Consider the following 24,453-nt stretch of genomic DNA (forward strand, 5'->3'; position numbering starts at 1 on the left):
TTAAATCGCTTTCTTGACTAACCAGCTTTTGATGAGTATATAGCAAGGTATGCAAAACTGTATCTGCAAGCCTCACACTATCTCATTGCCTAATTTAGCAAAACTAAACGGCGAAATATCCCTTTCCCTATTCGCATCCAGATAATCAGCCCACCATTGCACCATCAGTCGTCTTTCCTCAATATGCTCAGCCTTATGAATATAAGCAGCTCTTACTGAATTGCGTTCTTGGTGGCTCATTTGCCTTTCTACTGCATCCTTCGACCATAGCCCTGACTCAATCAACGAGCTACAAGCCATCGTTCTGAAACCATGTCCACAGACTTCCGTCTTAGTGTCATAGCCCATCACACGTAACGCGTTGTTAACCGTGTTTTCACTCATTGGTTTTCTAGGATTGTGATCGCCGATAAAGATCAGTTCGTGGTTGCCACTGAATTGATAGATCTGTTTTAAGATCTCAATGGCTTGTCGGCTTAAAGGGACTAAGTGAGGAGTACGCATTTTTGATCCACGATGAGAGTGCTTAACCCCTTCTATCGCTTCGCGTTCAGCAGGGATCGTCCACATGGCATTATCAAAATCGATTTCATCCCAGCGAGCAAAGCGCAATTCACTGGAACGAATAAAAACTAACAAGGTAAGTTTGACAGCAAGTTTAGTTAAAGGTCTTCCCTTATAATCATCGATACGTTGTAAGAACTCGGGTAGACGTTTAAGCTCTAAAGCGGCTCTGTGGACTCGTTTACCTGTCGCAACTGCACCCGCCATGTCTTGCGCTGGGTTATAGTCGATTAAACCGCTTTGTACGGCATAACGCATTATGGCTGTCACACGTTGTTGTAAACGTGCTGCAACCTCAAGACGTCCAGACATCTCTACGGCTTTAATCGGTTCAAGGAAATCACGAGTGTTTAGTTCGGCAATATTGCGTTTACCAATAGCAGCAAAGATATTGTCCTCAAGGCTTTTAAGGACTCGATGGCTATGCCCTTCTGACCACTTTTTATTGGTCGCGTGCCAATCACGAGCTACCTTCTCAAAGGTGTTAAATTCCTTTTGCTGTTCTTCCTTTAATTCTTTCTTGAGCTCGCGAGGATCGATACCTAAAGCGACTTGCTTTCTGGCAGCATCCCTTCTTTCTCTTGCATCCGCTAAAGAAATTTCAGGGTATACACCAAAAGCCATCAAGTGTTGTTTACCGCCAAAGCGAAAACGGAAACGCCAATATTTAGAACCATTGGGGTGAATATAAAGAAACAAGCCATCACTGTCTGTCAGTGTATAAGCTTTATCTTCAGGTTTAGCTGCACGAACTTTTGTATCGGTTAATGCCATATTCTTTATCCTCTTCACCCCAGAGTGAGTATATAAACGAGATATCTCAGATTACAGTCGATGATTTCGAGTTACATAAACAACTAAGTATCTACGCCAAAGACTGCGCCTGCATTGCTTTAGCATTGGTAATTCGAGATATAATGAGTATACAAACATTATCGAAGCGAAGATATACTCAGTTATATACTCACTCGGAGGTTGATGTGGGTTGAGTTAAGTTGACATACATTGACTGAAAACGCGGGGGAAGCCTTGCAAATACTGGATTTTAGATACAAAAAAAGACGTCAGTTGACGTCTCTTGATGTTCTTATGGTGCCGAAGGCCGGACTCGAACCGGCACACCCGAAGGCGGTTGATTTTGAATCAACTGCGTCTACCAATTCCGCCACTCCGGCACGAAGTGATGTGTTTCTTGGAAAACGCTGCCATTATACTTGCCTTGTGCCTACTGGCAACACTTATTCGTGAAGATACGGTTTGTTCGATTAAAAAAAAAGCATATTCCTTAGATCTTATAAAATCACAAGGAAAGCTTCTTTTGTTTATATATCTATTAATGAGTATGTTAACTTCTCCCAAATTATTTTTCTTATCACGAGGCTCTGTGACTGGCGGCAGGTCATTATTTTTGTTAGTTTATCTGCAATCTAATGTCAATATTTAAGGTTTAATCATGGGTTTTGTTGGGTGGATAGCAACAGGTATCTTTATTGGCATCTTAATTGGTGTGGTAATGAAGATTTTCGCGAAGAAAAAATAATATGGCTGAAAGGCCATTTGCAAACAATCATATCGGCTGGCTTCCAACATGAAGAAATCATTTCTAAAAGTTCTGTCTGTATCTGCATTATCCTTAGTGTTAATGGCATGTTCAAGTAAGACAGAAAAAGCACCAAAGTTTTTGCAAAGTAATGATATTGAATCCTCTGACTGGCAAGTTTTTGAGGGAGATAGAAGGACTTACGAGCGCGTCGCTAAGATTGTCGATTTATACGCTAATCGCATTTTTAATGAAAGCAATGCACGGGGCATGGCTATCATTGTTATCGATAATAATCAGGCGTTATCGCGTTATTATGGTGAAACCGCACCGGGTAATGGTAAAAAACCTGGTCCAAACTCATTAATTCGCATTGCATCAATTACAAAATTAATGACAAGCGAAATATTAATTAAGCTTGAACAAGATAAGAAACTACTAATTACGGACCCATTACAACAATACGCTTACCATGGCGTTACTGTTCCTGATAATGCCAGCGGGCAACCTATTCGCTTATATCACTTAGCAAGCCATACCAGTGGCTTACCTCGCGAACAACCCGGTGGGAAATGGGGACGTCCTGTTTTTATTTGGCCAACTCAAGATAACCGCTGGACCTGGCTAAAAACAGGTAAGTTAGATGCAACACCGGGAACAGAAGCTTCTTATTCCAACTTAGCGTATGACTTATTGGCAGATGCGATGGTTAAAGCTTCAGGAGTCTCTTACCCTCAGCTATTTAACCACTATGTTACTTCTCCCGCCAAAATGACGAATACCACTTACACCCCCAATAATGCACAATGCACGCGGTTAATGGAAGGAACGAAACCCAGCCCTTGCCATAACACTCTTGCAGCAGCAGGAAGTGGTGGTGTGTATTCCACCCCTGCAGATATGCAAAAATGGATGCAGCAATTTTTATCGACAGACAGTAACCTAAGAAAAGTCACCGCAGCCCGTGAACAAGGCATCTATTTTCCCCGTGAAAAACTTTTAGAAATTAAAGGGATGGATGTTGCAGGCCATGCTGATGGATTAGGCCTTGGGTGGGTGTATATGAAACCGAAAAATGGCATTCCTGGTATTTACCAAAAAACAGGTGGCGGTGGCGGGTTTAACACCTATATGGCGATGATCCCACAGCAAAATATTGGGGTATTTGTGGTAATGACCCGCAAAGATAACAGTAAATTCAGTAAATTAACGATTGGTGTTAATGAACTAGTCGCCTCATTATCTACTAACCATGCGTATGGGAAACATTGAAGGAGTACCGCCGAAGTGTTACAAACAATGGCGAGTTACACCCCGACCCTAAAACGTGGATTTACCCGTGTTATCTCATTAATTGCGACAACAGCCTGATAAATTCAGGCTGTTTTTGATAATTTTACTATCCATTTTTAAAATCAATTCATTCAGATTACCGATAATCTTTTAGTCTTCCATTAACACATGCGGAGCTAAAATGAGAACAAAAAACCACGCGATAACATCAAGTTGTCAGGCTACACAATACCCCAAAATTAGCCAATTTGAATTGATAGAAGTTTTAAATAGTATTAAAGACCATTGTACTAAAAAACCAGAGTATGTAGAAAATAGGTCTATTGCTATTCAATATCCCTACAAGTATTTCGAAGGCACAGAATTACAAGCTATCAAAGCTTGCCGACAAGAAGAAAGACGAATATATCGGGAAAAGTGCCAAGCTGCTTTTAAATTTAAACGACAAAATAGTATGAAAGGTGGAATTTTTTCACTTGCTCAGCAATTAGCAAACCGGAGTCGCCAAAATATTTTAGCTATTGATGACCAAAGTAATATCCCAGGTGCCAGAAAAAAGTTATTTCAACCGCAAACAAGGATAGTAGCCTTTATCAGTGCATTAGGTTATGCAATAGCTGGTTAATAATAACAGTACTAATCCGCTATTATTCAAGCTATTTCTTAAGTTTATTATCGTTTTATGCAATGCTATAAGCTAATTCAAGGCTAATCTTAATCCCTCTTCTACTTTGTGAATAGGAATTAAAATGCGTATTTCTCCATTTTTTTTACATCATATAACACGGCCCTGTACCATTAAGCAGGGCAAAGTTTCTGAGTTAGCTCTCCAACTTAGAAGAATCTATAACCACCAAAACATATTCCCTGCCCCGCAAAAACCGACATCAGTAGAAATCGGTCTTGAATCACTCAATTCTCATCCCTTAAAAAACAATCAAAAGAAATTAGAACAAACACCTGAATATAAAAAACTTGTCAGAGAAGCACGAAAAGAAGCACAAACTGCATTCACAAAGCAAGAATGGAAAAAAGCTTATCTTGTTCGACAATCATATACGGCGAATGGCGGTATTTTTTCTTATGCTCAACAGTTAGCTAATAAAAGTCGATTTAATGTTGTTGGGATCAAAGGCGAATATATCAGTACATCTGCAGATAATAGACAACAACAAGCTTTATTCCGTCCTCAAAACAAACTATTAAGAATTATCAGCAAATTAGGGAATTTATTACTCAGTAAATGACGAGAAAAGAAAAAGGCTGTGATACCCAAAGATACACAGCCTTTAATGACCTATAAAACGTTATTTTCGTTTTACTAATAGTACGATACTAACAATTAAAAATAGTAAGCTCGGCAAAATTGCTGCAACAATGGGTGGTACCGAATAAACTAGGCTCCAGTTACCAAACCCTTGGTTGAGTACGTAAAACAAGAACCCACCCACAATACCTGAAATAACACGAACACCCATCGGAACGGTACGCAGCGGCCCAAAAATAAATGAAACTGCCATTAACATCATGACGGCTGCGGATAATGGCGCCAGTATTTTTTTCCACATACTGAGCTCATAAACCGCGGCAACTTGGCCACTTTCTTTTAAGTACGAGACATATTGATATAGGCCACGGATGGAAAGCGAGTCAGCATTCAGTGAAACTATTCCTAGTTTTTCTGGGGTGAGATTGGTTTTCCAATCAACCGTTAATCGCTGTGAACCTGTAATTTTTTTCTCACTACTTAGAATTGACTCGTCCACTTGAGATAATACCCAAAGCTGATTTGTCGAGTCATACTCGCCATTCGCAGCAAACATCACTGACTTCAATTTACGTTGGTCATCAAAACGATACACCGACACATCTTGAATCGATGTCGCATTATTAATCCGCTGAATATGGATAAAATCGTTGGCATCTTTTGCCCACATACCTTCATCTGTCACAACTAATGAATTACCCACGATTTTTTCTGCGCGATAATTTCTTGCCCACTGCTCTCCCGCTGGTGCGATCCACTCACCGATAAACATGGCGACAATGACCAATGGAACCGCCGTTTTCATCACCGATAATGCGATTTGCAAGCGAGTAAAACCAGAAGCTTGCATAACGACTAGCTCACTACGTGAGGCCAGTGCCCCTAACCCCATGAGCGCACCTAACAACGCCGCCATTGGAAAGAAAATATCAATATCTTTTGGAACAGTTAATAAGGTGAATACACCTGCACTCAATGCCGTATAGTCGCCATCGCCCACTTTGCGAAGCTGCTCAACAAATTTAATGATCCCAGCTAGGGAAACGAGCAAAAATAACGTCACTAAAATCGAATTTAAGATGGTTCGACCGATATACCTATCTAAAACACCAAACATCAGGCAACCCCTTTACTCAATTTAAGACGTATACGGCGCATTGGGACGGTATTCCACGCATTTAGGACTATCGCTAATACCAAATACCCCACATTCACCGCCCACATGGTATACCTTGGGTCAAGGTCGCCCTTATCAGCACTGTTACGCAATGTACTTTGTAATAAAAAGAAAATGAGGTACAGCAACATTGCAGGAAGCATACTGAGTACCCGCCCCTGACGTGGGTTAACCTCGCTTAACGGCACAACCATCAAAGCCATGACGACAACGGAGAAAACAATGGTTAAACGCCAATGAAACTCAGCGTTCACCTCAGGCGTATTTTCAGACCACAGTTGCAGCATATTTTTTTGCTCGACTCGGTCACTACGCGTTTCTGCAGTTTGGTGATCAACAATGGCTTGGTAATTAACAAAGTCAGTTATGCGAAAATCACGCAGTAACGCGGTTCCTTCATAACGAGTACCCTCATTTAAAACAACGACTTGTCGACCATCAGGATCTTCTTTCATATAGCCGCTGTCCGCAACCACAACAGAAGGTCGTTGTTCATTAGCGGCGCGTAGCTGTGCAAGAAACACATTCTTGAAGTTGTTACCTTTTACATCACCGATGTACAGCACATAGTTGCCATCTTTAGTGGTTTTAAACTGCCCTTCCACCATTGCAGCTAACCCGGGATTGGCTTTCGCATCAGCCAATACCTGCTCTTGATATTGAGATGACCACGGCAACATCCACGTAATATTAGCAATCGCGACCATAGCGGTAATGACTGCAAGGACTAACGCAGCTTTCACTAAAACACTTTTACCTAAACCGCAGGCATGCATTACCGTGATTTCACTTTCAGTATAAAGTTTACTGTAGGTCATCAAAAGCCCAAGAAATAGGCTCAAAGGTAAGATAAGCTGAGCCATTTCAGGCACACCTAACCCCAGCAAAGGAAGTACTAAGTTTGAAGGAATATTGCCCTGAACCGCAGCGCCAAGAATATCTATCGACTTCTGACTAAAAAAGATTAGCATCAATACAAAAAGTATGGCTAACTGACTTTTCAGGGTTTCCCGTACCAAATATCTAATAATGATCACGCTTATTACGCCTGTGAAAACTTGTCTTTTGGGAAGAAAATGGCTAAGTTCGTTCGATGTCTGCCATTTACTAACATATACTCTAGTTTATTGTATGGCTAGAATGATATAAAAGCATTATCTATACTGATTGAAATATCAGAACATGCTTAATATTCGAGAAACCAGATATACCCGCCATACTTCATGGTGTATCGCGATTAACAGCATACAATGTGAGCTATTTCGCGTATAGATGGTTAGTTTAACATAAAGAGTTCATTCTCTATGAGGTAGATCATGCGAAACGCTAATTTTAGCGGGAGCATCGGCCTTTGTCTTTAAGATTCAGGAGAACGCATGGAGTTTAGTGTAAAAAGTGGTAGCCCGGAAAAACAGCGCAGCGCATGCATTGTTGTCGGAGTCTTTGAACCACGCCGTCTGTCCCCAATTGCTGAACAGCTGGACAAAATAAGTGACGGATATATCAGCGCCCTGCTGCGCCGCGGCGAACTTGAGGGTAAAGTAGGGCAATCCCTGCTACTCCATCATGTACCCAACGTTCTGTCTGAACGCATTCTGCTTATCGGTTGTGGTAAAGAACGCGAATTAGATGAGCGCCAATTTAAACAAATTATTCAGAAAACCATCAGCACACTGAATGAAACTGGCTCAATGGAAGCCGTCTGTTTCTTAACTGAATTACACGTCAAAGGTCGCAATAATTACTGGAAAGTGCGCCAAGCCGTCGAAACAGCCAAAGAGTCGCTGTATGTATTTGATCAACTGAAAAGTAATAAGACAGAGCATCGCCGTCCGCTACGCAAACTGGTTTTCAACGTGCCAACTCGCCGTGAATTAACTAGTGGTGAACGTGCTATTTCCCACGGCTTAGCGATTGCTTCAGGTGTTAAAGCGGCGAAAGATTTAAGCAATATGCCGCCAAACATCTGTAATGCAGGTTATTTAGCATCTCAAGCTCGTCAATTAGCTGATATTTCAGACAGTAAACTCACCACTCGAGTGATTGGTGAGGAGCAAATGAAAGAACTTGGAATGAATGCCTATCTAGCGGTCGGTCAAGGTTCACAAAATGAATCGCTAATGTCCATCATGGAATATAAAGGCAGTCCAGACCCAGAAAGCAAACCTATCGTTTTACTTGGTAAAGGCCTAACCTTTGACTCCGGCGGTATTTCAATTAAACCATCCGAAGGCATGGATGAAATGAAATACGATATGTGCGGTGCTGCAAGTGTATATGGCGTCATGCGCTTTATCACTGAATTGCAATTGCCAATTAATGTGATTGGGGTTCTTGCTGGCTGTGAAAACATGCCTGGTGGCCGTGCTTATCGCCCAGGTGATATCCTTACTACCATGTCTGGGCAAACCGTTGAAGTCCTCAATACCGATGCCGAAGGCCGTTTAGTTCTGTGTGATGCACTCACCTATGTTGAGCGTTTTGAGCCAGAGCTGGTTATCGATATAGCCACCTTAACAGGGGCTTGTGTGATTGCATTAGGTAGCCATTACACTGGGTTGATGTCAAACCATAATCCACTGGCTCACGAGCTATTAAATGCTTCTGAGCAAGCAGGCGACCGTGCATGGCGTTTACCATTAGCAGATGAATATTTTGACCAAATCACACCAAATTTTGCTGATTTAGCCAATACCGGTGGACGTCCAGCGGGTGCTATCACCGCAGGTTGTTTCTTGTCTCGCTTTGCGACGAAATATAACTGGGCACACCTTGATATCGCAGGAACTGCTTGGCGTTCAGGTGCAGCGAAAGGGGCCACTGGCCGCCCTGTTTCCATGCTAGCGCAGTTCTTGTTGAACCGTGCAGGCCTTAATGGTGATGAATAACCCGATTTAGCATTTTAGCTGTACATCACTCGTAAAAATATCCCGATGAGCACTTATGCGATTCGGGATATTATTTTTGGCTTTTCGATACACATAGAAGCCATTTTGAGGCAGCAATAAAAAAGGTTATAATTCAACATAGAAATAATTTTGAGCTATGCCACCAAAAAACTTAACCAACACCCCTACAAATTGAAGTATGGCAATTTACGCTATACCCTAAATAATTCAGTTTGTAGGTAGGCGGCAAGCAATTGAGGCCTTGGGAGCATACAAAAGTATGTGACTAAGGCGAAAGCGCGTAGCCAACACCCCTACAAATTGAAGTATGACGGGTATATGAAAAAAGGTACATTTTACCAACTAGAACAGACATCACCACATTCTGAACTTGAAGCCCATGAATGGTTAGCTTGTGAGCTTGCCGCTCAGATGTGGCGCAGTGGAAAGCGTGTTTTGGTTGCTTGCGAAACACAGCTACAAGCAGAAAAGATTGATGAGGCCCTTTGGCAGCGTGATCCACACCAGTTTGTCCCGCATAATTTGGCAGGGGAAGGCCCGCGTTATGGTGCACCGATTGAAATTTGCTGGCCGGCCAAAAGAGGCACAACACCTCGCGATATACTGATTAATTTACAAAATCAGTTCGCAGATTTTGCCACGGCTTTCCATGAAGTGATAGACTTCGTACCTATTGATGAAACTTTAAAACAGTTGGCGCGTGAACGGTATAAAACGTACCGTAGCGTCGGCTTCAATTTGACTATGGCGACGCCGCCAACTTACTGAATACAAAAAGATAATGGAAAAGAAACCAGATAGCCCAATGAATGAGCCCTCGCTCGATAAAACATATAACCCCGCAGAGATTGAGCAGTCACTGTATGCTCACTGGGAGAAAAGCGGTTATTTTAAACCTAATGGGGATACCACCCAAGACAGCTTCTGTGTCGTCATTCCGCCACCGAACGTCACTGGTAGCCTGCACATGGGGCATGCCTTCCAGCAAACTATCATGGATACCATGATCCGCTACCAGCGTATGCAAGGTAAAAATACCTTATGGCAAACGGGAACAGACCATGCGGGTATTGCAACTCAGATGGTCGTTGAGCGAAAAATTGCAGCCGAAGAAGGTAAAAACCGTCACGACTACGGCCGCGATGCGTTCATTGACAAAATCTGGGAATGGAAAGCGGAATCTGGCGGTACAATTTCACAACAAATGCGCCGTTTAGGCGACTCTGTTGATTGGGATCGCGAGCGTTTTACCATGGATGAAGGCTTATCTAAAGCTGTTAAAGAAGCATTCGTTCGTCTCTATAAAGAAAACTTAATTTATCGTGGCAAACGCTTAGTCAACTGGGACCCGAAACTGCACACGGCAATTTCTGACTTAGAAGTTGAAAACCGTGAAGTTAAAGGTTCTATGTGGCACCTGCGCTACCCACTGGCTGACGGTGCAAAAACCGCTGAAGGCAAAGACTACTTAGTGGTCGCGACCACTCGTCCTGAAACCATGCTAGGGGACACTGGTGTTGCAGTTAACCCTGAAGATCCACGCTATAAAGATTTAATTGGCAAAGAAATTATTCTGCCAATCGTTAACCGCCGTATCCCAATTGTGGGTGATGAACACGCCGACATGGAAAAAGGCACTGGTTGCGTGAAAATCACGCCAGCTCATGACTTTAATGACTATGAAGTCGGTAAACGCCATCAGTTAACGATGATTAACATGATGGACTTAGACGGTAACGTTCGTAACGAAGCAGAGGTTTTCGATACCAACGGTAACCCATCTACGGCTTATAGTTGCGAAATGCCAGAAGCGTATCGTGGGATGGAACGTTTCGCGGCTCGTAAAGCTATCGTGGCAGAGTTCGAACAACTTGGCCTGCTGGTTGAAGTAAAACCGCATGACTTAACAGTGCCTTACGGTGACCGTGGTGGCGTGGTTATTGAACCTATGCTAACCGACCAATGGTACGTACGTACCGAGCCTTTAGCTCGTGATGCCATTAAAGCCGTTGAAGATGGCCGTATTCAGTTCGTTCCTCGTCAGTACGAAAACATGTATTTCTCTTGGATGCGTGATATTCAAGACTGGTGTATTTCTCGCCAACTTTGGTGGGGTCACCGCATTCCTGCATGGTATGACGAAAAAGGCAATGTCTATGTGGGTCGTGATGAAGACGAAGTCCGTCGTGAAAACAACTTAGGTGCAGATATCGCTCTGCGTCAAGATGATGACGTACTGGATACGTGGTTCTCTTCCGGTCTGTGGACATTCTCGACTCTCGGCTGGCCAGAAAATACCGATGCACTGAAAACCTTCCATCCAACAGATGTATTGGTCAGTGGCTTCGATATTATTTTCTTCTGGATCGCCCGTATGATCATGATGACCATGCATTTCATCAAAGATGAAAACGGTGAACCACAAGTACCATTTAAAACCGTTTACATGACAGGCTTGATCCGTGATGAAGAAGGCCAAAAAATGTCGAAATCCAAAGGGAACGTTATTGACCCACTGGATATGATTGACGGTATTTCTTTAGAAGACTTACTTGAAAAACGCACTGGCAACATGATGCAGCCGCAATTGGCTGAAAAAATTGCTAAACGTACTCGTAAAGAATATCCAGAAGGCATTGAAGCCCACGGTACTGACGCCCTACGCTTTACTTTAGCCGCATTAGCTTCAACAGGTCGTGATATCAACTGGGATATGAAACGTCTATCCGGTTACCGTAACTTCTGTAATAAATTATGGAATGCGAGCCGCTTCGTATTGATGAATACCGAAGGCCAAGATTGCGGCCAAAACGGCGGTGAAATGAGCTTCTCATTGGCTGACCGCTGGATCATGGCGCAATTTAATCAGACTGTAAAAGCTTACCGTGAAGCGTTAGATACTCACCGTTACGATATCGCAGCGGGTATTTTGTATGATTTCACATGGAATGAATTCTGTGACTGGTACTTAGAGCTGTCTAAACCTGCAGTTCATAAAGGTAATGAAGCGCAAGTTCGTGCAGCGCGTTTCACCCTGATCGAAGTGCTTGAAGGCTTATTGCGCCTTGCTCACCCAATCATTCCATTTATCACTGAGACTATCTGGCAACGAGTGAAAGTCGTTAAAGGTATTGACGCTGATACCATTATGTTGCAAGCGTTCCCTGAGTTCGATGCCGCTAAAGTCGATGAACTTGCGCTGAGTGACCTTGAGTGGATCAAAGAAGCGATTATTGCCGTTCGTAACATTCGTGCAGAAATGAATATTTCACCAGGTAAACCGCTCGATGTGATGCTGCGTGGTGCTTCTGCTGATGCAAAACGCCGTATCGAAGAAAACCAAAGCTTTATCAAATCGATGGCGCGTTTAGAAAGCATCCGCGTGCTATCTGAAGGCGAAGAAGCACCGGTTTCTGTCACCAAACTGGTTGGCGGTGCAGAGCTCCTTATCCCAATGGCTGGCTTAGTCGATAAAGACGCGGAACTGGCTCGTTTAGATAAAGAGCTGGAAAAAGTGGTGAAAGAAATCGAAACCATTGAAAACAAACTGGCAAACGAAGGTTTTGTGAGCCGTGCGCCTGCTGCCGTTGTTGAAAAAGAGCGTGAACGCTTAACTGCCAATATTGAAGCAAAAGCTAAAATTGAAGCACAAAAAGTGACGATTGCCTCTTTGTAATCATTAAGCTTTAAGTATCTGTCCCTGACTCGTCGTTGATGAGTCAGGGCTTTTTTGTATTAGGGCATTGAAAATATTAAAAATGTGCCAATATCATACATATTGCGACTACCAATGCCGCAATGAAAAATATAATTAATACAAATAAAAGAGATGTTCCCATGACAACAGACACAAACCAAACCGTTAAAGTTCGTTTAATTCAACCTCAAGACAACCCTGGGATCGCCGCCGTTATTCGCGAAGTTTCCGCTGAACATGGCTTAACTGCGGACAAAGGCTTTGCCGTTGCTGACCCTATTTTAGATACCTTATTTGAGGTGTATAGCAAACCGCGCAGTGCTTACTGGGTAGTTGAAATGGATGGCAAAATTGTTGGCGGTGGCGGTGTTTCACAAGTTGCTGGTGGTGATAGCGAAACAGCAGAATTACAGAAAATGTATTTATCTTCAGTACTACGCGGCAAAGGCTTAGCGAAGCAAATCGTACTGATGTCTCTGGAGTTCGCTAAACAGCAAGGTTACACCCGTTGCTACCTAGAAACAACCAAAGAGCTCCAAGCGGCTATTAAGTTATATGAAAAATTAGGGTTTGAATTTATTGATGAACCGTTAGGAAATACAGGCCATAGCGACTGTGAAATTCGTATGTTAAAGGCATTATAATTCTACGCTAAACGAAAAAGGATAGTTTTTAGCTATCCTTTTATGCAGTTGCATGATGCGACTAATAATTAATGAACGCGATCTTCAGGGTCGATATCGTCACCGTCTTCGTCGTCATATTCTGCGTCTGGGTCTTCAAAATACGTGCCCCAACCATCATAGTTGATGCCCATTTTCTCAGCCAGCTTCATTAATTGTTCAACTTGTGCGTCAATCAGCTCTGCATTTAAAGCACTTTCACTGATCACATCGCAGCACATCAGGGTTTCACCCGTTTCAATTTCGAGTTCTTCCGCATCTGTGACTTCATAGCCTAGTTTAAAAGCTTCAACAGCCGCTTTTTCTAACAGTGCAAAGTTGTCAGCAGAGAAATGATGCTCAATCGCATACAATGCATCAGGATCGCTGCCATCTTCCAATAATTCTTCGATAATTAAGCGAGTTTCTTCGTACTGCGCATCCAATTCAGCTTTATCTACCATATCCACACCCCTTTTATTTCTTTGTCGCTCGTCTTTCTTTGCGCCATTCTCCCATACGGTTGACAGTGAAACCATATATTTAAAGATAATTTCTTTTGCGTTGGGGGTTGATTTTGAATTTTTATGAATATAAATTGAATATTAATTCAAAACAAAAAGGCTACCAATTATGAACCCCCTATATAATAAACCTTTTCTAAGGTTACTAGATTTTACTTCTAGCGAAATTCATTCACTTTTAAAACTCTCTTCTTGGCTAAAATCAGAAAAAAAAGCCGGTACAGAACAGCCCCTCCTTTCAGGTAAAAACTTTGCGCTTATTTTTGAAAAAGATTCAACGCGGACACGCTGTGCATTTGAAGTTGGTGCATTTGACCAAGGCGCTAGAGTCACTTATTTAGGGCCTTCTGGTAGCCAAATCGGCCACAAAGAAACCATGAAAGATACTGCTCGAGTATTGGGCAGGATGTATGACGGTATTCAATACCGCGGATTCGCTCAAAACACAGTAGAACTCTTAGCCGCGCACTCGGGAGTGCCTGTATGGAATGGACTAACTAACGAATTCCATCCCACACAGTTATTAGCCGACCTGCTAACCATTCAAGAGCACCGACCAAATACACCATTATCTGAAATTAAATTTGCCTATTTAGGTGATGCACGCAATAACATGGGGAATTCGATGCTAGAAGCTGCTGCGCTTACAGGTTTAGATTTACGCCTTGTTGCGCCGAAAAGCTGCTGGCCAGAAGAAGAATTAGTGAATACTTGCCAAGCACTGGCTCAAAAAACGGGTGCGAAAATCACACTCACGGAAGATGTCGCCGAAGGTGTTAAAGATGCCGATTTTATCTATACCGACGTGTGGGTATCGATGGGAGAAGCCAAAGAAGTATGGGCACAGCGCATTAATTTATTAAAACCATACCAAGTGAATATGGATGTGATTAAGCTCACTGGCAACCCGAATGTTAAGTTCTTACACTGCTTACCTGCATTCCATAATGAAGACACCACATTGGGAGCGCAACTTGCTAAAGAATTCAATATGTTTGGTGGGTTAGAAGTCACGGAAGAAGTCTTTGAATCTCCTTACAGTATTGTCTTTGATCAAGCAGAAAACCGTTTACATACCATCAAAGCGGTAATGGTGGCGACATTAGCGCCAGAACTTCCTATTAATGTTTTTTAAATTCCTACCCTCAACTCAACAAAATGAGTTGAGGGTAACCTATCATTATGGACGTTCACCTTTCGCCAAACGCTGATTGATACAATCAATAACCGATGGCAAATCCGCTAACGTATCAATCACATAATGAGCACCAGCAGCATACAATTTCTCGGCGGCTTGTTGTTTTAACGAGTTAACCGTATCTACAGTCATCTCTTGATACTCTTCCCATGTTTTACCAAACTCATTACCCGAGATAGACAAACCAACACTCCACATCCCGGCATTACGTCCTTCTTCAATACCAGGAACAGCATCATCCACTTTAATACAAGCTGATACGGAGCCGATACCTAACTTAATCACGTTCTGAAGTGCCATCCAAGGCCCCGGTCGCCCACCCGCGGGAATATCATCGCTCGCGACCCAGTAGTCAGGTTGATAGCCCAACACCTTTGCTGCTGGAACTAACTTCTCCATCACGGCACGAGGGTAACCTGAACAAGAACCAATTTTAATGTTTTGGCTGCGTAATGTAGCAATTGTGTCGACAACTCCAGCGATTGGCGCAGCAAAGTCAACCACTTTAGCAATTTGCAATGGCATAAAGGCCGCATAGATTTTATCGATATCCTCACTACTCATTGAGCGGCCAAACTTCGCGTTCCATAAAGCGTCTACCTCAGGCAATTTACCCAGTGCTTCAATATGCTGCCATTTTCCTAGCCCCATAGGAATGCGCGCTTGAGCCAGTGTGATATCCATATCGAACACAGATTTAAATGCTTCAATGAAAATCTGAGTAGGCGCAAAAGAACCAAAATCAACAGTGGTACCCGCCCAATCAAGAATAACAGCTTCAATACGGTTCATTTCTTTCCCTTATTTTTCCCAGTAAATGGCTTTTTCTATTGCTACCAACAAGGCATCAATGTCTTTTTCATAAACTTCACCAATGTTTCCAATGCGGAAACAATCACTTTGCGAGACCTTGCCCGGATAAATGACAAAGCCTTGTGATTTTAAATTTTGATAAAATTGCTTGAATTGGTAATCAGGCGAATTTGGTGAGTAAAATGCGGTGATAATCGGCGAATGGAGACCATCTTCTAACAATGTGGTAAAACCCAATTGACGCATACCAACCACCAGCTTATGTTGATTTTGTCGATAACGTTGAAAACGCGCGGCTACGCCACCTTCTTCAGCTAACTCTTTAAGTGCTTGGGCAAATGCTAATACCGTATGGGTTGGAGAAGTAAAACGCCATTTACCATGGAAATCTTCCATACAGCGCCACTGCGCATACAAATCTAGCGATAATGAACGGGAACGTCCTTTACAGATCTCAAGTGCATCAGCACGAGCAATGACAAAAGCAAACCCCGGAACTCCCTGAATACACTTATTTGCCGAACTAATGAGAAAATCAATGTTAAGCTCAGCAACATCCATGGGGATCCCGCCAAAACTGCTCATTGCATCCACGATATAACATTTTTGATACTGTTTCGCTAACTTCGCGATTTTCTCTATCGGGTTTAAAATCCCAGTCGTGGTTTCACAATGTACCATCGCAATATGAGTGATTTGGTTATCTTGTTGTAATAACTGCTCGACCCGTTGCAGATCAGGCAAAGCCACTTCACCACAATCATAAACACAATGGGCAACACCTAAGCCTTGGGCCATTTGTGCCATTCGAGCACCATAGGCGCCATTACTGATAATCAAAACTTTCTCTTTATCGCCGATAGCACTACCTAAAACAGCTTCAACCGCATAGCTTCCACTTCCTTGAAGTAGTACCGATGAATACCCTGCGTTGGCCGTTGCCAGTGCCACTAATTGTTGGCGAATATGTTGTACAACGCCTAAATTGTAATCATCATCCCATGTGCAGCTATCAAACAACATGGCTTCCTTCACCGTTTTAGATGTCGTGAGCGGTCCTGGTGTTAATAGCAAATAATTATTGTTTGTCATTCAATTCACCTTTGGTCTATACCAGATTGCCATTATAATGGTCGTAGGCGACTCAAAAGGTCAAAGGAAAAGTGTGCGTGAAACAAAAAATTCATATAACTATGTATAATATGATTGAAACAATGATAGGAAATAACCATGAAATTATCAGCGGATGAAACCCCACAATACTTGCTTATCAAAGCCCAACTACAGGAAAGGATTCAAAATGGTTCGTTAAAATGTGGGGATAAACTCCCCTCTGAACGCGAACTTTGCGCCATTTTCAATACTACTCGCGTCACTATTCGCGAAAGTTTGGCGCAGTTAGAATCCAGTGGAGTCATTTACCGCTCTGAACGCCGCGGTTGGTTTGTCACACCTGAGCGCCTCTGGTTAGATCCAACCCAAAATACCAATTTCCATAAACTTTGCCTTGAACAAGGTCGCCAACCGAAGACAGTCTTACTGAATGGAAAAGTCATTCCCGTTCCTCTCGAAGCGATGACTCCCTTAAAACTTCAATCGTTTGAACAAATTTATTTACTCACCCGCCTACGTTTTGCTGATGACAGACCTGTTTGTTACTGTGAAAACCATTGCTTACCTGCTCGCGTTCCTGAGCTGCTACGTTACGATCTCAATGGCAGCCTAACGGAGGTATACGAAGCCCATTTCAATTTAATTTATACCAGCATGCATTTGTCTTTTTACCCAACAGCAATGCCGGCGCAAGCAGCACAAGCACTGGGGGTTACCGTTGGTCGCCCAGCCCTATTGTTGCAGCGCTTAAACTATGACCAACATGGCCGAATTTTAGATTATGATGTTGAGTACTGGCGTCATGATAGCTTGCGCATCGAAGTCGATACTTTGTGATTATTTCTGCCTATAGAAAATAATTTTAGCTATTTATCTGCATTTCATCTTTCTGTCATATAAACCCGTTAGCGTAAAAAACATCTGGTATATACCAGAATACATTTTACCTTAACAGGAGAAAACCATGAAACGCACCTACTTAGCTGGCCTATTAATGGCAACCCTTTGCTCTACCTCTGTTTTTGCTGCTGATGTTGTGACTGTTTACTCCGCTGATGGGCTTCACGATGGCAACAACAGTTGGTATAAAAATCAGTTCGAAGCATTTACCAAACAAACCGGTATCAAAGTACAGTATGTCGAAAGTGGTTCAGGGGCGATAGTTGAAAGGCTCGCTAAAGAGCGTACCAATCCACAAGCCGATGTGCTGATTACTGTTCCTCCCTTTATTCAACGTGCCGCAAAAAACCAGTTATTAGCTGAATTTACGCCAGAAAATGCAGCAAATATTCCTAATTCCAATCACTATTACACACCGTTAGTCAATAATTACCTGACCTTTATCTATAACGCTAAACTGCTTAAGTCTCCTCCTGAAAATTGGGACTCCCTACTCGATTCTCGCTTTAATAATAAACTGCAATATTCAACACCGGGACAAGCAGGGGACGGCACCGCAGTGATGTTACAAGTTTTCCACAGTTTTAATGGCAAAGATGCAGGGTTTGATTACCTCGGTAAATTGCAGGCTAATAACGTTGGCCCATCGGCCTCCACAGGTAAACTCACCGCACTTGTCAATAAAGGGGAACTGTATGTCGCTAATGGCGACTTACAAATGAATTTATCTCAAATGGCACGTAACCCGAATGTCCAAATTTTCTGGCCAAAAGATGCCAATGGGGAACGTAGTGCACTGGTTTTACCTTATGTTATCGGCTTAGTTAACAACGCCCCTGAAACAGAAAACGGCAAAAAGCTGATTAATTTCCTTTTAGATAAACCCTCACAAAGCCGAGTCAGTGAGCTTTCATGGGGAATGCCTGTTCGTTCAGATATCACACCATCTGATAAGCAATACCACACTGCTGTCCAAATGTTAGACGGTGTGAAAACCTGGCAGCCTAATTGGAATGAAGTTGAAGTTTCCCTATCCGATGATATTTCACGTTGGCAAAAAGTCACTGATGGTGAGTAACTTGTGATGTTGATGAAACGAAAAGCCACTACTGCAATGCAGCAAAACGAGCACTCAGGGATCAAACTCGAGTCTTTGCGGGTGTCCTACCACAACAATGTGGTATTGAAACCCTTGGATCTCACTATCGACCCCGGTGAAATACTCGTCTTAATCGGCCCTTCAGGATCGGGGAAAACCACTGTATTACGTGCTATTGCCGGGTTTGCTCAACCTGATAGCGGGCGCATCTTATTAGGTGATATGGATATCACCCACCTTCCCCCCTACCAACGTGGACTTGGTATGGTTGTACAAAACTACGCATTATTTCCCCACATGAAAGTGGAAGAAAATGTGGCATTTGGCTTACGAGCTCAAAAACAACCTAAAGCACTCATTAATGAGCGAGTCGTTGAAGCCCTTAAAATCGTCGGAATGACGGATTACGCAACCCGCTACCCTCACCAACTTTCAGGAGGTCAGCAACAGCGAGTGGCGATTGCTAGAGCGATTGCCGTAAGGCCTCGTGTTCTGTTACTCGACGAACCACTTTCCGCGCTAGATGCGCAAATTCGCCATAATATGGTTGAAGAAATCGCCCGGTTACACCGTGAACTACCTGATTTAACCATTCTTTATGTGACCCATGACCAAACGGAAGCTCTCGCGCTTGGTGATAAAATTGGCATTATGAAAGATGGCTATTTAGTCGCACATGGTGAGAAAAATGCCTTATATCACTGCCCCCCCAACCGTTTTGCAGCTGAGTTTTTAGGCCGAGCCAATATTCTAGCCGCGACAGCACTTGGCTTTTCAACAACTCCCGGAAAAGTAAATGTCAGTTGTGGTGGAACATTGCTGGAAGCTCATACATTAGGTATGCGAGCTGGCACCCACAAATGGGTGTGTATCCGCCCACAACACATTACGCTAGTACAAAACGCCAATACCACCAATCAATTACAAGTCACATTAACGTCTATTCGTTGGCAGGGGGATTTAACGCATTTAATTTGTGATGTTGCGGGTGAAACCGTGAGTGTTGCCATCACCCATTTGGCCTCACCGCCTAAAATCGGCGATAAACTCACCTTATGGTTTTCACCAGTAGATACCGTTTTAATTGAGGAATAACATGTCACATATTAGCGTGCCAAAAGGTTCATCAATAACAATAAAGCCCATTTATTGGATATTACCGCCATTACTGGTGTTAGCTACGCTGTTTTTTTATCCCTTATTGTTGATAGCGCAACAAGCACTACAAAATGAGGCGGGAAAATGGGGGTTAGACGCATTTTGGCAACTTATTGAGTCAAAGCGCTTTATTAATGGGTTATGGAACACACTCTACATCGCCATTTTGGCCACTTTAGGTTGCCTTGTGATAGGTAGTATCTTATCACTGATCTTAGTGTTTATTCCTTTCCCGGGAAGTCGTTTTATCACGCAAGTGATTGATACTTTTATTGCTCTACCGACCTTTTTGATTACACTCGCTTTTACCTTCATTTATGGTTCTGCAGGGCTACTCAATGGCACCTTGATGGCATTGTTTGATTTCGAATTGCCGCCCGTTGAGTTCCTTTATTCAATTCATGGCGTGATCTTAGCAGAAATTACTGTTTTTACCCCTTTGGTGATGCGTCCCCTTATGGCGGCACTGCGCCAAATCGACAAGAGCCAATTAGAAGCCGCCAGTATTTTAGGCGCACATCCTGCACGGGTTATCGCGCAAGTTATTTTCCCTGCAGCACTTCCCGCTCTATTAGCAGGGGGTAGCCTGTGCCTGCTGTTAACCACCAATGAATTTGGCATCGTACTGTTTATCGGGGCGAAAGGCGTCAATACCTTACCGATGATGGTCTATAGCAAGGCAATATTAGAGTCAGATTATGCCGTAGCATGCATGATTGCCTTAATTAACATCTTGCTTTCACTCGGGTTATTTTTTCTCTACAGAATGGCAACCACTCGTCTTGGTGTAAGGAATTAATTATGTTGATTTGGTCTAAAAAAGGACGAGTTACTGCTACTATCATTGCCATCAGCTTATTTAGTTTATTGTTTTTACTGCCTTTAGTGATGATTTTAATGTCGAGTTTCAGCCGCCAATGGAATGGCATTTTGCCTTCAGGCTTTACTTTTGAACATTTTGTTAACGCATTTAGTGGGCCAGCTTGGGACGCCATGTTATCCAGCCTAGTGGTTGGTTTTAGTGCCAGTCTATTTGCGCTGTTTTGTGGGCTTTGGGCTGCGTTAGCATTAAGAAGACACAGTGGGAAAATACAAAAGTGGCTGAGTATTGCATTTTACCTCCCCAGTGCCATTCCTTCTGTTTCTATCGGGCTTGGGATCCTTGTGGCATTCAGCCAAGGCTATTTACAGATGAACGGCACCTTTTGGATTGTATTTAGTGCCCATTTTGTGTTGATTTCGGCTTTTACTTTTAGCAATGTTTCCACTGGCTTAGCACGTATTTCTCCCGATATAGAAAACGTAGCTTTTAGCTTAGGCGCTTCCCCTTGGTATCGTTTATGCCATGTGACCTTACCACTCTTGATGCCATGGATGATTTCAGCACTGGCATTAAGCCTCTCACTGTCTTTAGGGGAACTTGGCGCCACGATGATGTTATATCCCCCCGGCTGGGCGACATTACCTGTTTCAATTTTCAGTTTAACCGATAGAGGCAATATTGCAGATGGTTCGGCACTAACGATTGTATTAGTTTCGATTACATTATTACTAATGATGAAATTAGAGAAAGTAGCGAAAAGACTTGGGCAAAAATAAACGTTGTCATGCTAAATAGCCAAGTAAACTGCGCCTACTGGGCTATTTAGCTGCTTGTATGCTATTCCCACATATACTTATCTTTTTTTGTCCAGCCTTTAGACACCATGCATTCCAAGTAATAATTATTACGGGTGTCTTCATTGACATCAATCACATAGCTTTCCATAACTGGTGTTTGTTCTTTATAAGTTTTGTCTTTGCCACAATCATCATCTTTTTTGCATTTTTTTTCGACATAAGACATAACAGAGCGCTGCGCAACTTCATTTTTGATTGGGTACAAATGAAGGGCTTCAGGTTTACAAACTGCATTCGCCTCAGCTTGAGTGAATTTTGAACCGCCGGAAACAGGTACCCAAACAGATGAACAGCCAGAGAGAAGGAATGCCAATAGAATAAAAAGTCGTGATTTCATAATGATCATATTTAATTAAAAAGAAAAATTATCTTACTCGCACATAAAATAAGTGTAAATAAATGTACTGTATATTCAATCATGTGATTTAATTTTGGTTTAAAAAACACCAATACTCAGCGCATTCCCTATTGAGAGATACTATTTCTCCCATTTTTCAGTTAGTTCAAATATTCACCAAAACGCAAAAATAAAAAAAATGTATTTTTCTTTATGCAAACGCTTGCGTCATGGAATCAGATGCGTATAATGCGCCACAATTTGCCGGGAGAAACCATGAACGTTGCTGCTCTATTTTTTACAGAGAACACCTCCACTGCACTGCCTTCTGGCGGTCTGGACAGCCTGTTTTTCCCCTTCTTATTTATAAAAAAGCCCCTCAATGAGGGGCTTTTTTTTGGCCTATAGACCTAATATGTCTTGCTGACACAGGAGAACAACAATGCCGAACCCTTTATACCACCGCGATATCATCTCGATTAATGATTTAGACCGTTCAGATCTTGAATTAGTACTTAACGTCGCTGCTTCATTAAAAAAGCAGCCACAACCCGAGTTCCTAAAACATAAAGTTATCGCAAGCTGTTTCTTTGAGGCCTCGACACGCACGCGCTTGTCATTTGAAACAGCTATCCACCGTTTAGGCGCTTCTGTTGTTGGCTTTTCTGACAGCACCAACACCTCCCTCGGTAAAAAAGGGGAAACATTGGCCGATACTATCTCTGTTATCAGCCAATATGTGGATGCTATCGTCATGCGCCATCCGCAAGAAGGTGCCGCTCGCCTCGCTAGCCAGTTTGCAGGCCATATTCCTGTCATTAATGCAGGCGATGGCTCGAACCAGCATCCGACGCAAACATTACTCGACTTGTTTACTATCCAAGAAACGCAAGGCCGTTTAGAGAACCTACAAATTGCCATGGTTGGTGACTTAAAATATGGTAGAACCGTGCATTCTCTTACACAAGCACTGTCTAAATTTGAAGGTAATCACTTCTACTTTATTGCTCCCGAAGCGCTTTCAATGCCAAACCATATTCTGCACATCTTAGAAGAAAAAGGCGCAACCTACAGCCTGCACAATAACATTGATGAAGTGATGCCAGAACTCGACATTCTGTATATGACTCGCGTACAAAAAGAGCGTCTCGACCCTTCTGAATACGCGAATGTGAAAGCCCAATTTATTTTAAGTGCCGCTGACCTGCATTGTGCAAAACCGAATTTAAAAGTCTTACATCCATTACCTCGAGTTGATGAAATCGCGGTTGATGTAGATAGCACCCCATATGCTTATTATTTTCAACAAGCAGGCAATGGGATTTATGCAAGGCAAGCATTGCTATCACTGGTTTTAAATAAAGAATTGGCTATCTGAGGAGGAAATCATCATGACACACGACCATAAATTACAAGTTGAAGCAATCAGCCACGGTACAGTGATTGACCACATTCCTGCTCAAATTGGCTTCAAATTACTCAAACTGTTCAAACTGACCAAAACGGATGAGCGCATCACCATTGGTTTAAATTTACCTTCAAGCAACTTAGGCAAGAAAGATATTATCAAAATTGAAAATACCTTTTTAACTCCTGAGCAAGCTAACCAATTAGCTATGTATGCCCCTGAAGCCACTGTGAATCGCATTGAAGATTACCAAGTGGTCGAAAAGCTTGAACTCACACTGCCTCAGTATATCGACAATGTGTTAATTTGCCCAAATAGCAACTGTATTAGCCATAATGAGCCCGTATCAAGCAGTTTCCGAGTGAAAAAAATCGGCAAAGAAGTCGCACTGACGTGTAAATTCTGCGAAAAAGAGTTCGATAGAGACGCTGTGATCAATAACCAGTAGGTTGTTTTTGCGTAGACTGCGGTGTTGTCTAGGTGCAATCCATGTTTATAATAGCGCCTAATACCCCATAAAGTTATACTCAAAGTCACACCAAGCCACAAACACTGCTGTGGCTTGCCACATGATGAGTATTTTCTCTTTACGTGATGAAACGGAGTAGTTATGTCATACGAAATCAATACAGAAAACGCACCAGCAGCGATCGGTCCTTACGTTCAAGGCGTAGATTTGGGTAGTATGGTTATCACATCAGGTCAAATCCCTGTTGACCCTAAAACCGGTGAAGTGCCTGAAGATATCGCAGCACAGACTCGCCAATCACTGGCTAACGTAAAAGCAATTTTAGAAAAAGCTGGCTTAAGTGCGGCTAATATCGTGAAAACAACGGTATTTGTAAAAGATTTAAATGACTTCGCGACAGTGAATGCCACCTATGAAGAGTTTTTCAAGCAACATAATGCACCATTCCCAGCTCGCTCTTGTGTTGAAGTTGCTCGTCTGCCAAAAGACGTAAAAATTGAAATCGAAGCAATCGCAGTACGTAAATAACGATTAGTTCGAGCCAAACACCCCATGCTTTGAGTGGGGTGTCTTTATTTTTCCCGCTGATTTTGTCACCCCAAACGTATTACCGTCCTCATAAAACTTCCCGATTGTACACTATAA

At 42.6% G+C, this 24,453-nt stretch carries 24 protein-coding genes and 1 tRNA gene; 17 read left to right on the forward strand and 8 right to left on the reverse strand.

Going from position 1 to position 24,453, the window contains the following annotated elements; all coding sequences use genetic code 11:
• Positions 1–72: 72 nt before the first annotated feature.
• Positions 73–1,338: a tyrosine-type recombinase/integrase gene (locus tag P3L37_RS17545; protein WP_272667483.1), complete on the reverse strand. Its 1,266-nt coding sequence runs from the start codon at positions 1,336–1,338 to the stop codon at positions 73–75.
• Between the two features lie 316 nt (positions 1,339–1,654).
• A tRNA-Leu gene (locus P3L37_RS17550) sits at positions 1,655–1,739 on the reverse strand.
• A 413-nt stretch (positions 1,740–2,152) separates the two neighbouring features.
• Between P3L37_RS17550 and ampH the strand changes: the two genes are divergently transcribed.
• The 3 genes from ampH (at position 2,153) to P3L37_RS17565 (ending at position 4,644) form a co-directional block, all read left to right on the forward strand.
• Positions 2,153–3,376 carry a D-alanyl-D-alanine-carboxypeptidase/endopeptidase AmpH gene (ampH, locus tag P3L37_RS17555; protein ID WP_109912100.1) on the forward strand — a complete coding sequence of 408 codons (1,224 nt, stop codon included), beginning with the start codon at positions 2,153–2,155 and terminating at the stop codon, positions 3,374–3,376.
• Positions 3,377–3,578: 202 nt separating this feature from the next.
• Entirely contained in the window at positions 3,579–4,022 is a 444-nt protein-coding gene (locus tag P3L37_RS17560; RefSeq protein ID WP_109912101.1) for a hypothetical protein, read from the forward strand.
• Between the two features lie 124 nt (positions 4,023–4,146).
• On the forward strand, positions 4,147–4,644 hold the full coding sequence (locus tag P3L37_RS17565) for a hypothetical protein (protein ID WP_109912102.1): 498 nt from the start codon (positions 4,147–4,149) through the stop codon (positions 4,642–4,644).
• A gap of 60 nt (positions 4,645–4,704) precedes the next feature.
• Here P3L37_RS17565 and lptG read toward each other — a convergent pair whose 3' ends face one another.
• Positions 4,705–5,781: an LPS export ABC transporter permease LptG gene (gene lptG / locus P3L37_RS17570; protein ID WP_004907535.1), complete on the reverse strand. Its 1,077-nt coding sequence runs from the start codon at positions 5,779–5,781 to the stop codon at positions 4,705–4,707.
• Positions 5,781–6,878, reverse strand: coding sequence for an LPS export ABC transporter permease LptF (gene lptF / locus P3L37_RS17575; RefSeq protein WP_110731596.1), 1,098 nt, complete (start codon positions 6,876–6,878; stop codon positions 5,781–5,783). The genes lptG and lptF overlap by 1 nt, the downstream gene beginning before the upstream one ends.
• Positions 6,879–7,217: 339 nt before the next feature.
• Here lptF and pepA point away from each other — a divergent pair, with 339 nt between their 5' ends.
• The 4 genes from pepA (at position 7,218) to P3L37_RS17595 (ending at position 13,091) form a co-directional block, all read left to right on the forward strand.
• Positions 7,218–8,729 (forward strand): leucyl aminopeptidase, encoded by a 1,512-nt coding sequence (gene pepA / locus P3L37_RS17580; protein ID WP_004907531.1) that lies wholly within the window; start codon positions 7,218–7,220, stop codon positions 8,727–8,729.
• 339 nt (positions 8,730–9,068) lie between these two features.
• Positions 9,069–9,518, forward strand: coding sequence for a DNA polymerase III subunit chi (locus P3L37_RS17585; RefSeq protein ID WP_110731595.1), 450 nt, complete (start codon positions 9,069–9,071; stop codon positions 9,516–9,518).
• 37 nt (positions 9,519–9,555) lie between these two features.
• Complete coding sequence (locus tag P3L37_RS17590) at positions 9,556–12,426, forward strand: valine--tRNA ligase (RefSeq protein WP_196718329.1); 2,871 nt, start codon at positions 9,556–9,558, stop codon at positions 12,424–12,426.
• A gap of 161 nt (positions 12,427–12,587) precedes the next feature.
• On the forward strand, positions 12,588–13,091 hold the full coding sequence (locus P3L37_RS17595) for a GNAT family N-acetyltransferase (protein ID WP_110731594.1): 504 nt from the start codon (positions 12,588–12,590) through the stop codon (positions 13,089–13,091).
• Positions 13,092–13,159: 68 nt separating this feature from the next.
• On the opposite strand, the gene rraB is transcribed toward P3L37_RS17595, so the two are convergent.
• The gene (rraB, locus tag P3L37_RS17600) at positions 13,160–13,573 is read right to left on the reverse strand and encodes a ribonuclease E inhibitor RraB (protein ID WP_004907524.1); all 414 of its coding nucleotides are present in this window, start codon (positions 13,571–13,573) and stop codon (positions 13,160–13,162) included.
• Positions 13,574–13,742: 169 nt separating this feature from the next.
• Here rraB and argF point away from each other — a divergent pair, with 169 nt between their 5' ends.
• Entirely contained in the window at positions 13,743–14,768 is a 1,026-nt protein-coding gene (gene argF / locus P3L37_RS17605; protein ID WP_109912106.1) for an ornithine carbamoyltransferase, read from the forward strand.
• A gap of 45 nt (positions 14,769–14,813) precedes the next feature.
• Here the strand turns inward: argF and phnX are convergent, their stop codons facing one another.
• Together phnX and phnW are read right to left on the reverse strand one after the other, a co-directional pair.
• The gene (phnX, locus tag P3L37_RS17610) at positions 14,814–15,623 is read right to left on the reverse strand and encodes a phosphonoacetaldehyde hydrolase (RefSeq protein WP_004907521.1); all 810 of its coding nucleotides are present in this window, start codon (positions 15,621–15,623) and stop codon (positions 14,814–14,816) included.
• Positions 15,624–15,632: 9 nt separating this feature from the next.
• On the reverse strand, positions 15,633–16,736 hold the full coding sequence (phnW, locus tag P3L37_RS17615; RefSeq protein WP_109912107.1) for a 2-aminoethylphosphonate--pyruvate transaminase: 1,104 nt from the start codon (positions 16,734–16,736) through the stop codon (positions 15,633–15,635).
• Positions 16,737–16,874: 138 nt separating this feature from the next.
• On the opposite strand from phnW, the gene phnR reads away from it, so the two are divergent.
• The 5 genes from phnR (at position 16,875) to phnV (ending at position 21,513) form a co-directional block, all read left to right on the forward strand.
• Positions 16,875–17,594 (forward strand): phosphonate utilization transcriptional regulator PhnR, encoded by a 720-nt coding sequence (gene phnR, locus P3L37_RS17620; RefSeq protein ID WP_109912108.1) that lies wholly within the window; start codon positions 16,875–16,877, stop codon positions 17,592–17,594.
• A 127-nt stretch (positions 17,595–17,721) separates the two neighbouring features.
• Positions 17,722–18,735 (forward strand): 2-aminoethylphosphonate ABC transporter substrate-binding protein, encoded by a 1,014-nt coding sequence (locus P3L37_RS17625; protein WP_004907517.1) that lies wholly within the window; start codon positions 17,722–17,724, stop codon positions 18,733–18,735.
• Between the two features lie 6 nt (positions 18,736–18,741).
• Complete coding sequence (phnT, locus tag P3L37_RS17630; RefSeq protein WP_109912109.1) at positions 18,742–19,851, forward strand: 2-aminoethylphosphonate ABC transport system ATP-binding subunit PhnT; 1,110 nt, start codon at positions 18,742–18,744, stop codon at positions 19,849–19,851.
• A gap of 1 nt (position 19,852) precedes the next feature.
• On the forward strand, positions 19,853–20,713 hold the full coding sequence (phnU, locus tag P3L37_RS17635) for a 2-aminoethylphosphonate ABC transporter permease subunit (protein ID WP_109912110.1): 861 nt from the start codon (positions 19,853–19,855) through the stop codon (positions 20,711–20,713).
• Between the two features lie 2 nt (positions 20,714–20,715).
• The gene (phnV, locus tag P3L37_RS17640; RefSeq protein ID WP_004907512.1) at positions 20,716–21,513 is read left to right on the forward strand and encodes a 2-aminoethylphosphonate ABC transport system, membrane component PhnV; all 798 of its coding nucleotides are present in this window, start codon (positions 20,716–20,718) and stop codon (positions 21,511–21,513) included.
• 61 nt (positions 21,514–21,574) lie between these two features.
• Here phnV and P3L37_RS17645 read toward each other — a convergent pair whose 3' ends face one another.
• Positions 21,575–21,931, reverse strand: a complete 357-nt coding sequence (locus tag P3L37_RS17645; RefSeq protein WP_036958764.1) for a hypothetical protein — start codon at positions 21,929–21,931, stop codon at positions 21,575–21,577.
• A gap of 276 nt (positions 21,932–22,207) precedes the next feature.
• Here P3L37_RS17645 and P3L37_RS17650 point away from each other — a divergent pair, with 276 nt between their 5' ends.
• The 4 genes from P3L37_RS17650 (at position 22,208) to ridA (ending at position 24,336) form a co-directional block, all read left to right on the forward strand.
• Positions 22,208–22,339 carry a hypothetical protein gene (locus P3L37_RS17650; RefSeq protein ID WP_255456629.1) on the forward strand — a complete coding sequence of 44 codons (132 nt, stop codon included), beginning with the start codon at positions 22,208–22,210 and terminating at the stop codon, positions 22,337–22,339.
• Positions 22,340–22,373: 34 nt separating this feature from the next.
• The gene (gene pyrB, locus P3L37_RS17655; RefSeq protein WP_004907510.1) at positions 22,374–23,309 is read left to right on the forward strand and encodes an aspartate carbamoyltransferase; all 936 of its coding nucleotides are present in this window, start codon (positions 22,374–22,376) and stop codon (positions 23,307–23,309) included.
• Between the two features lie 13 nt (positions 23,310–23,322).
• The gene (gene pyrI / locus P3L37_RS17660; protein ID WP_004907509.1) at positions 23,323–23,787 is read left to right on the forward strand and encodes an aspartate carbamoyltransferase regulatory subunit; all 465 of its coding nucleotides are present in this window, start codon (positions 23,323–23,325) and stop codon (positions 23,785–23,787) included.
• A 162-nt stretch (positions 23,788–23,949) separates the two neighbouring features.
• Positions 23,950–24,336, forward strand: coding sequence for a 2-iminobutanoate/2-iminopropanoate deaminase (gene ridA, locus P3L37_RS17665; protein ID WP_004907508.1), 387 nt, complete (start codon positions 23,950–23,952; stop codon positions 24,334–24,336).
• The last annotated feature ends 117 nt before the right edge of the window (positions 24,337–24,453 follow it).

It is taken from the genome of Providencia sp. PROV114 (assembly GCF_032704305.1).
In the GTDB taxonomy this organism is placed as follows: domain Bacteria; phylum Pseudomonadota; class Gammaproteobacteria; order Enterobacterales; family Enterobacteriaceae; genus Providencia; species Providencia rettgeri.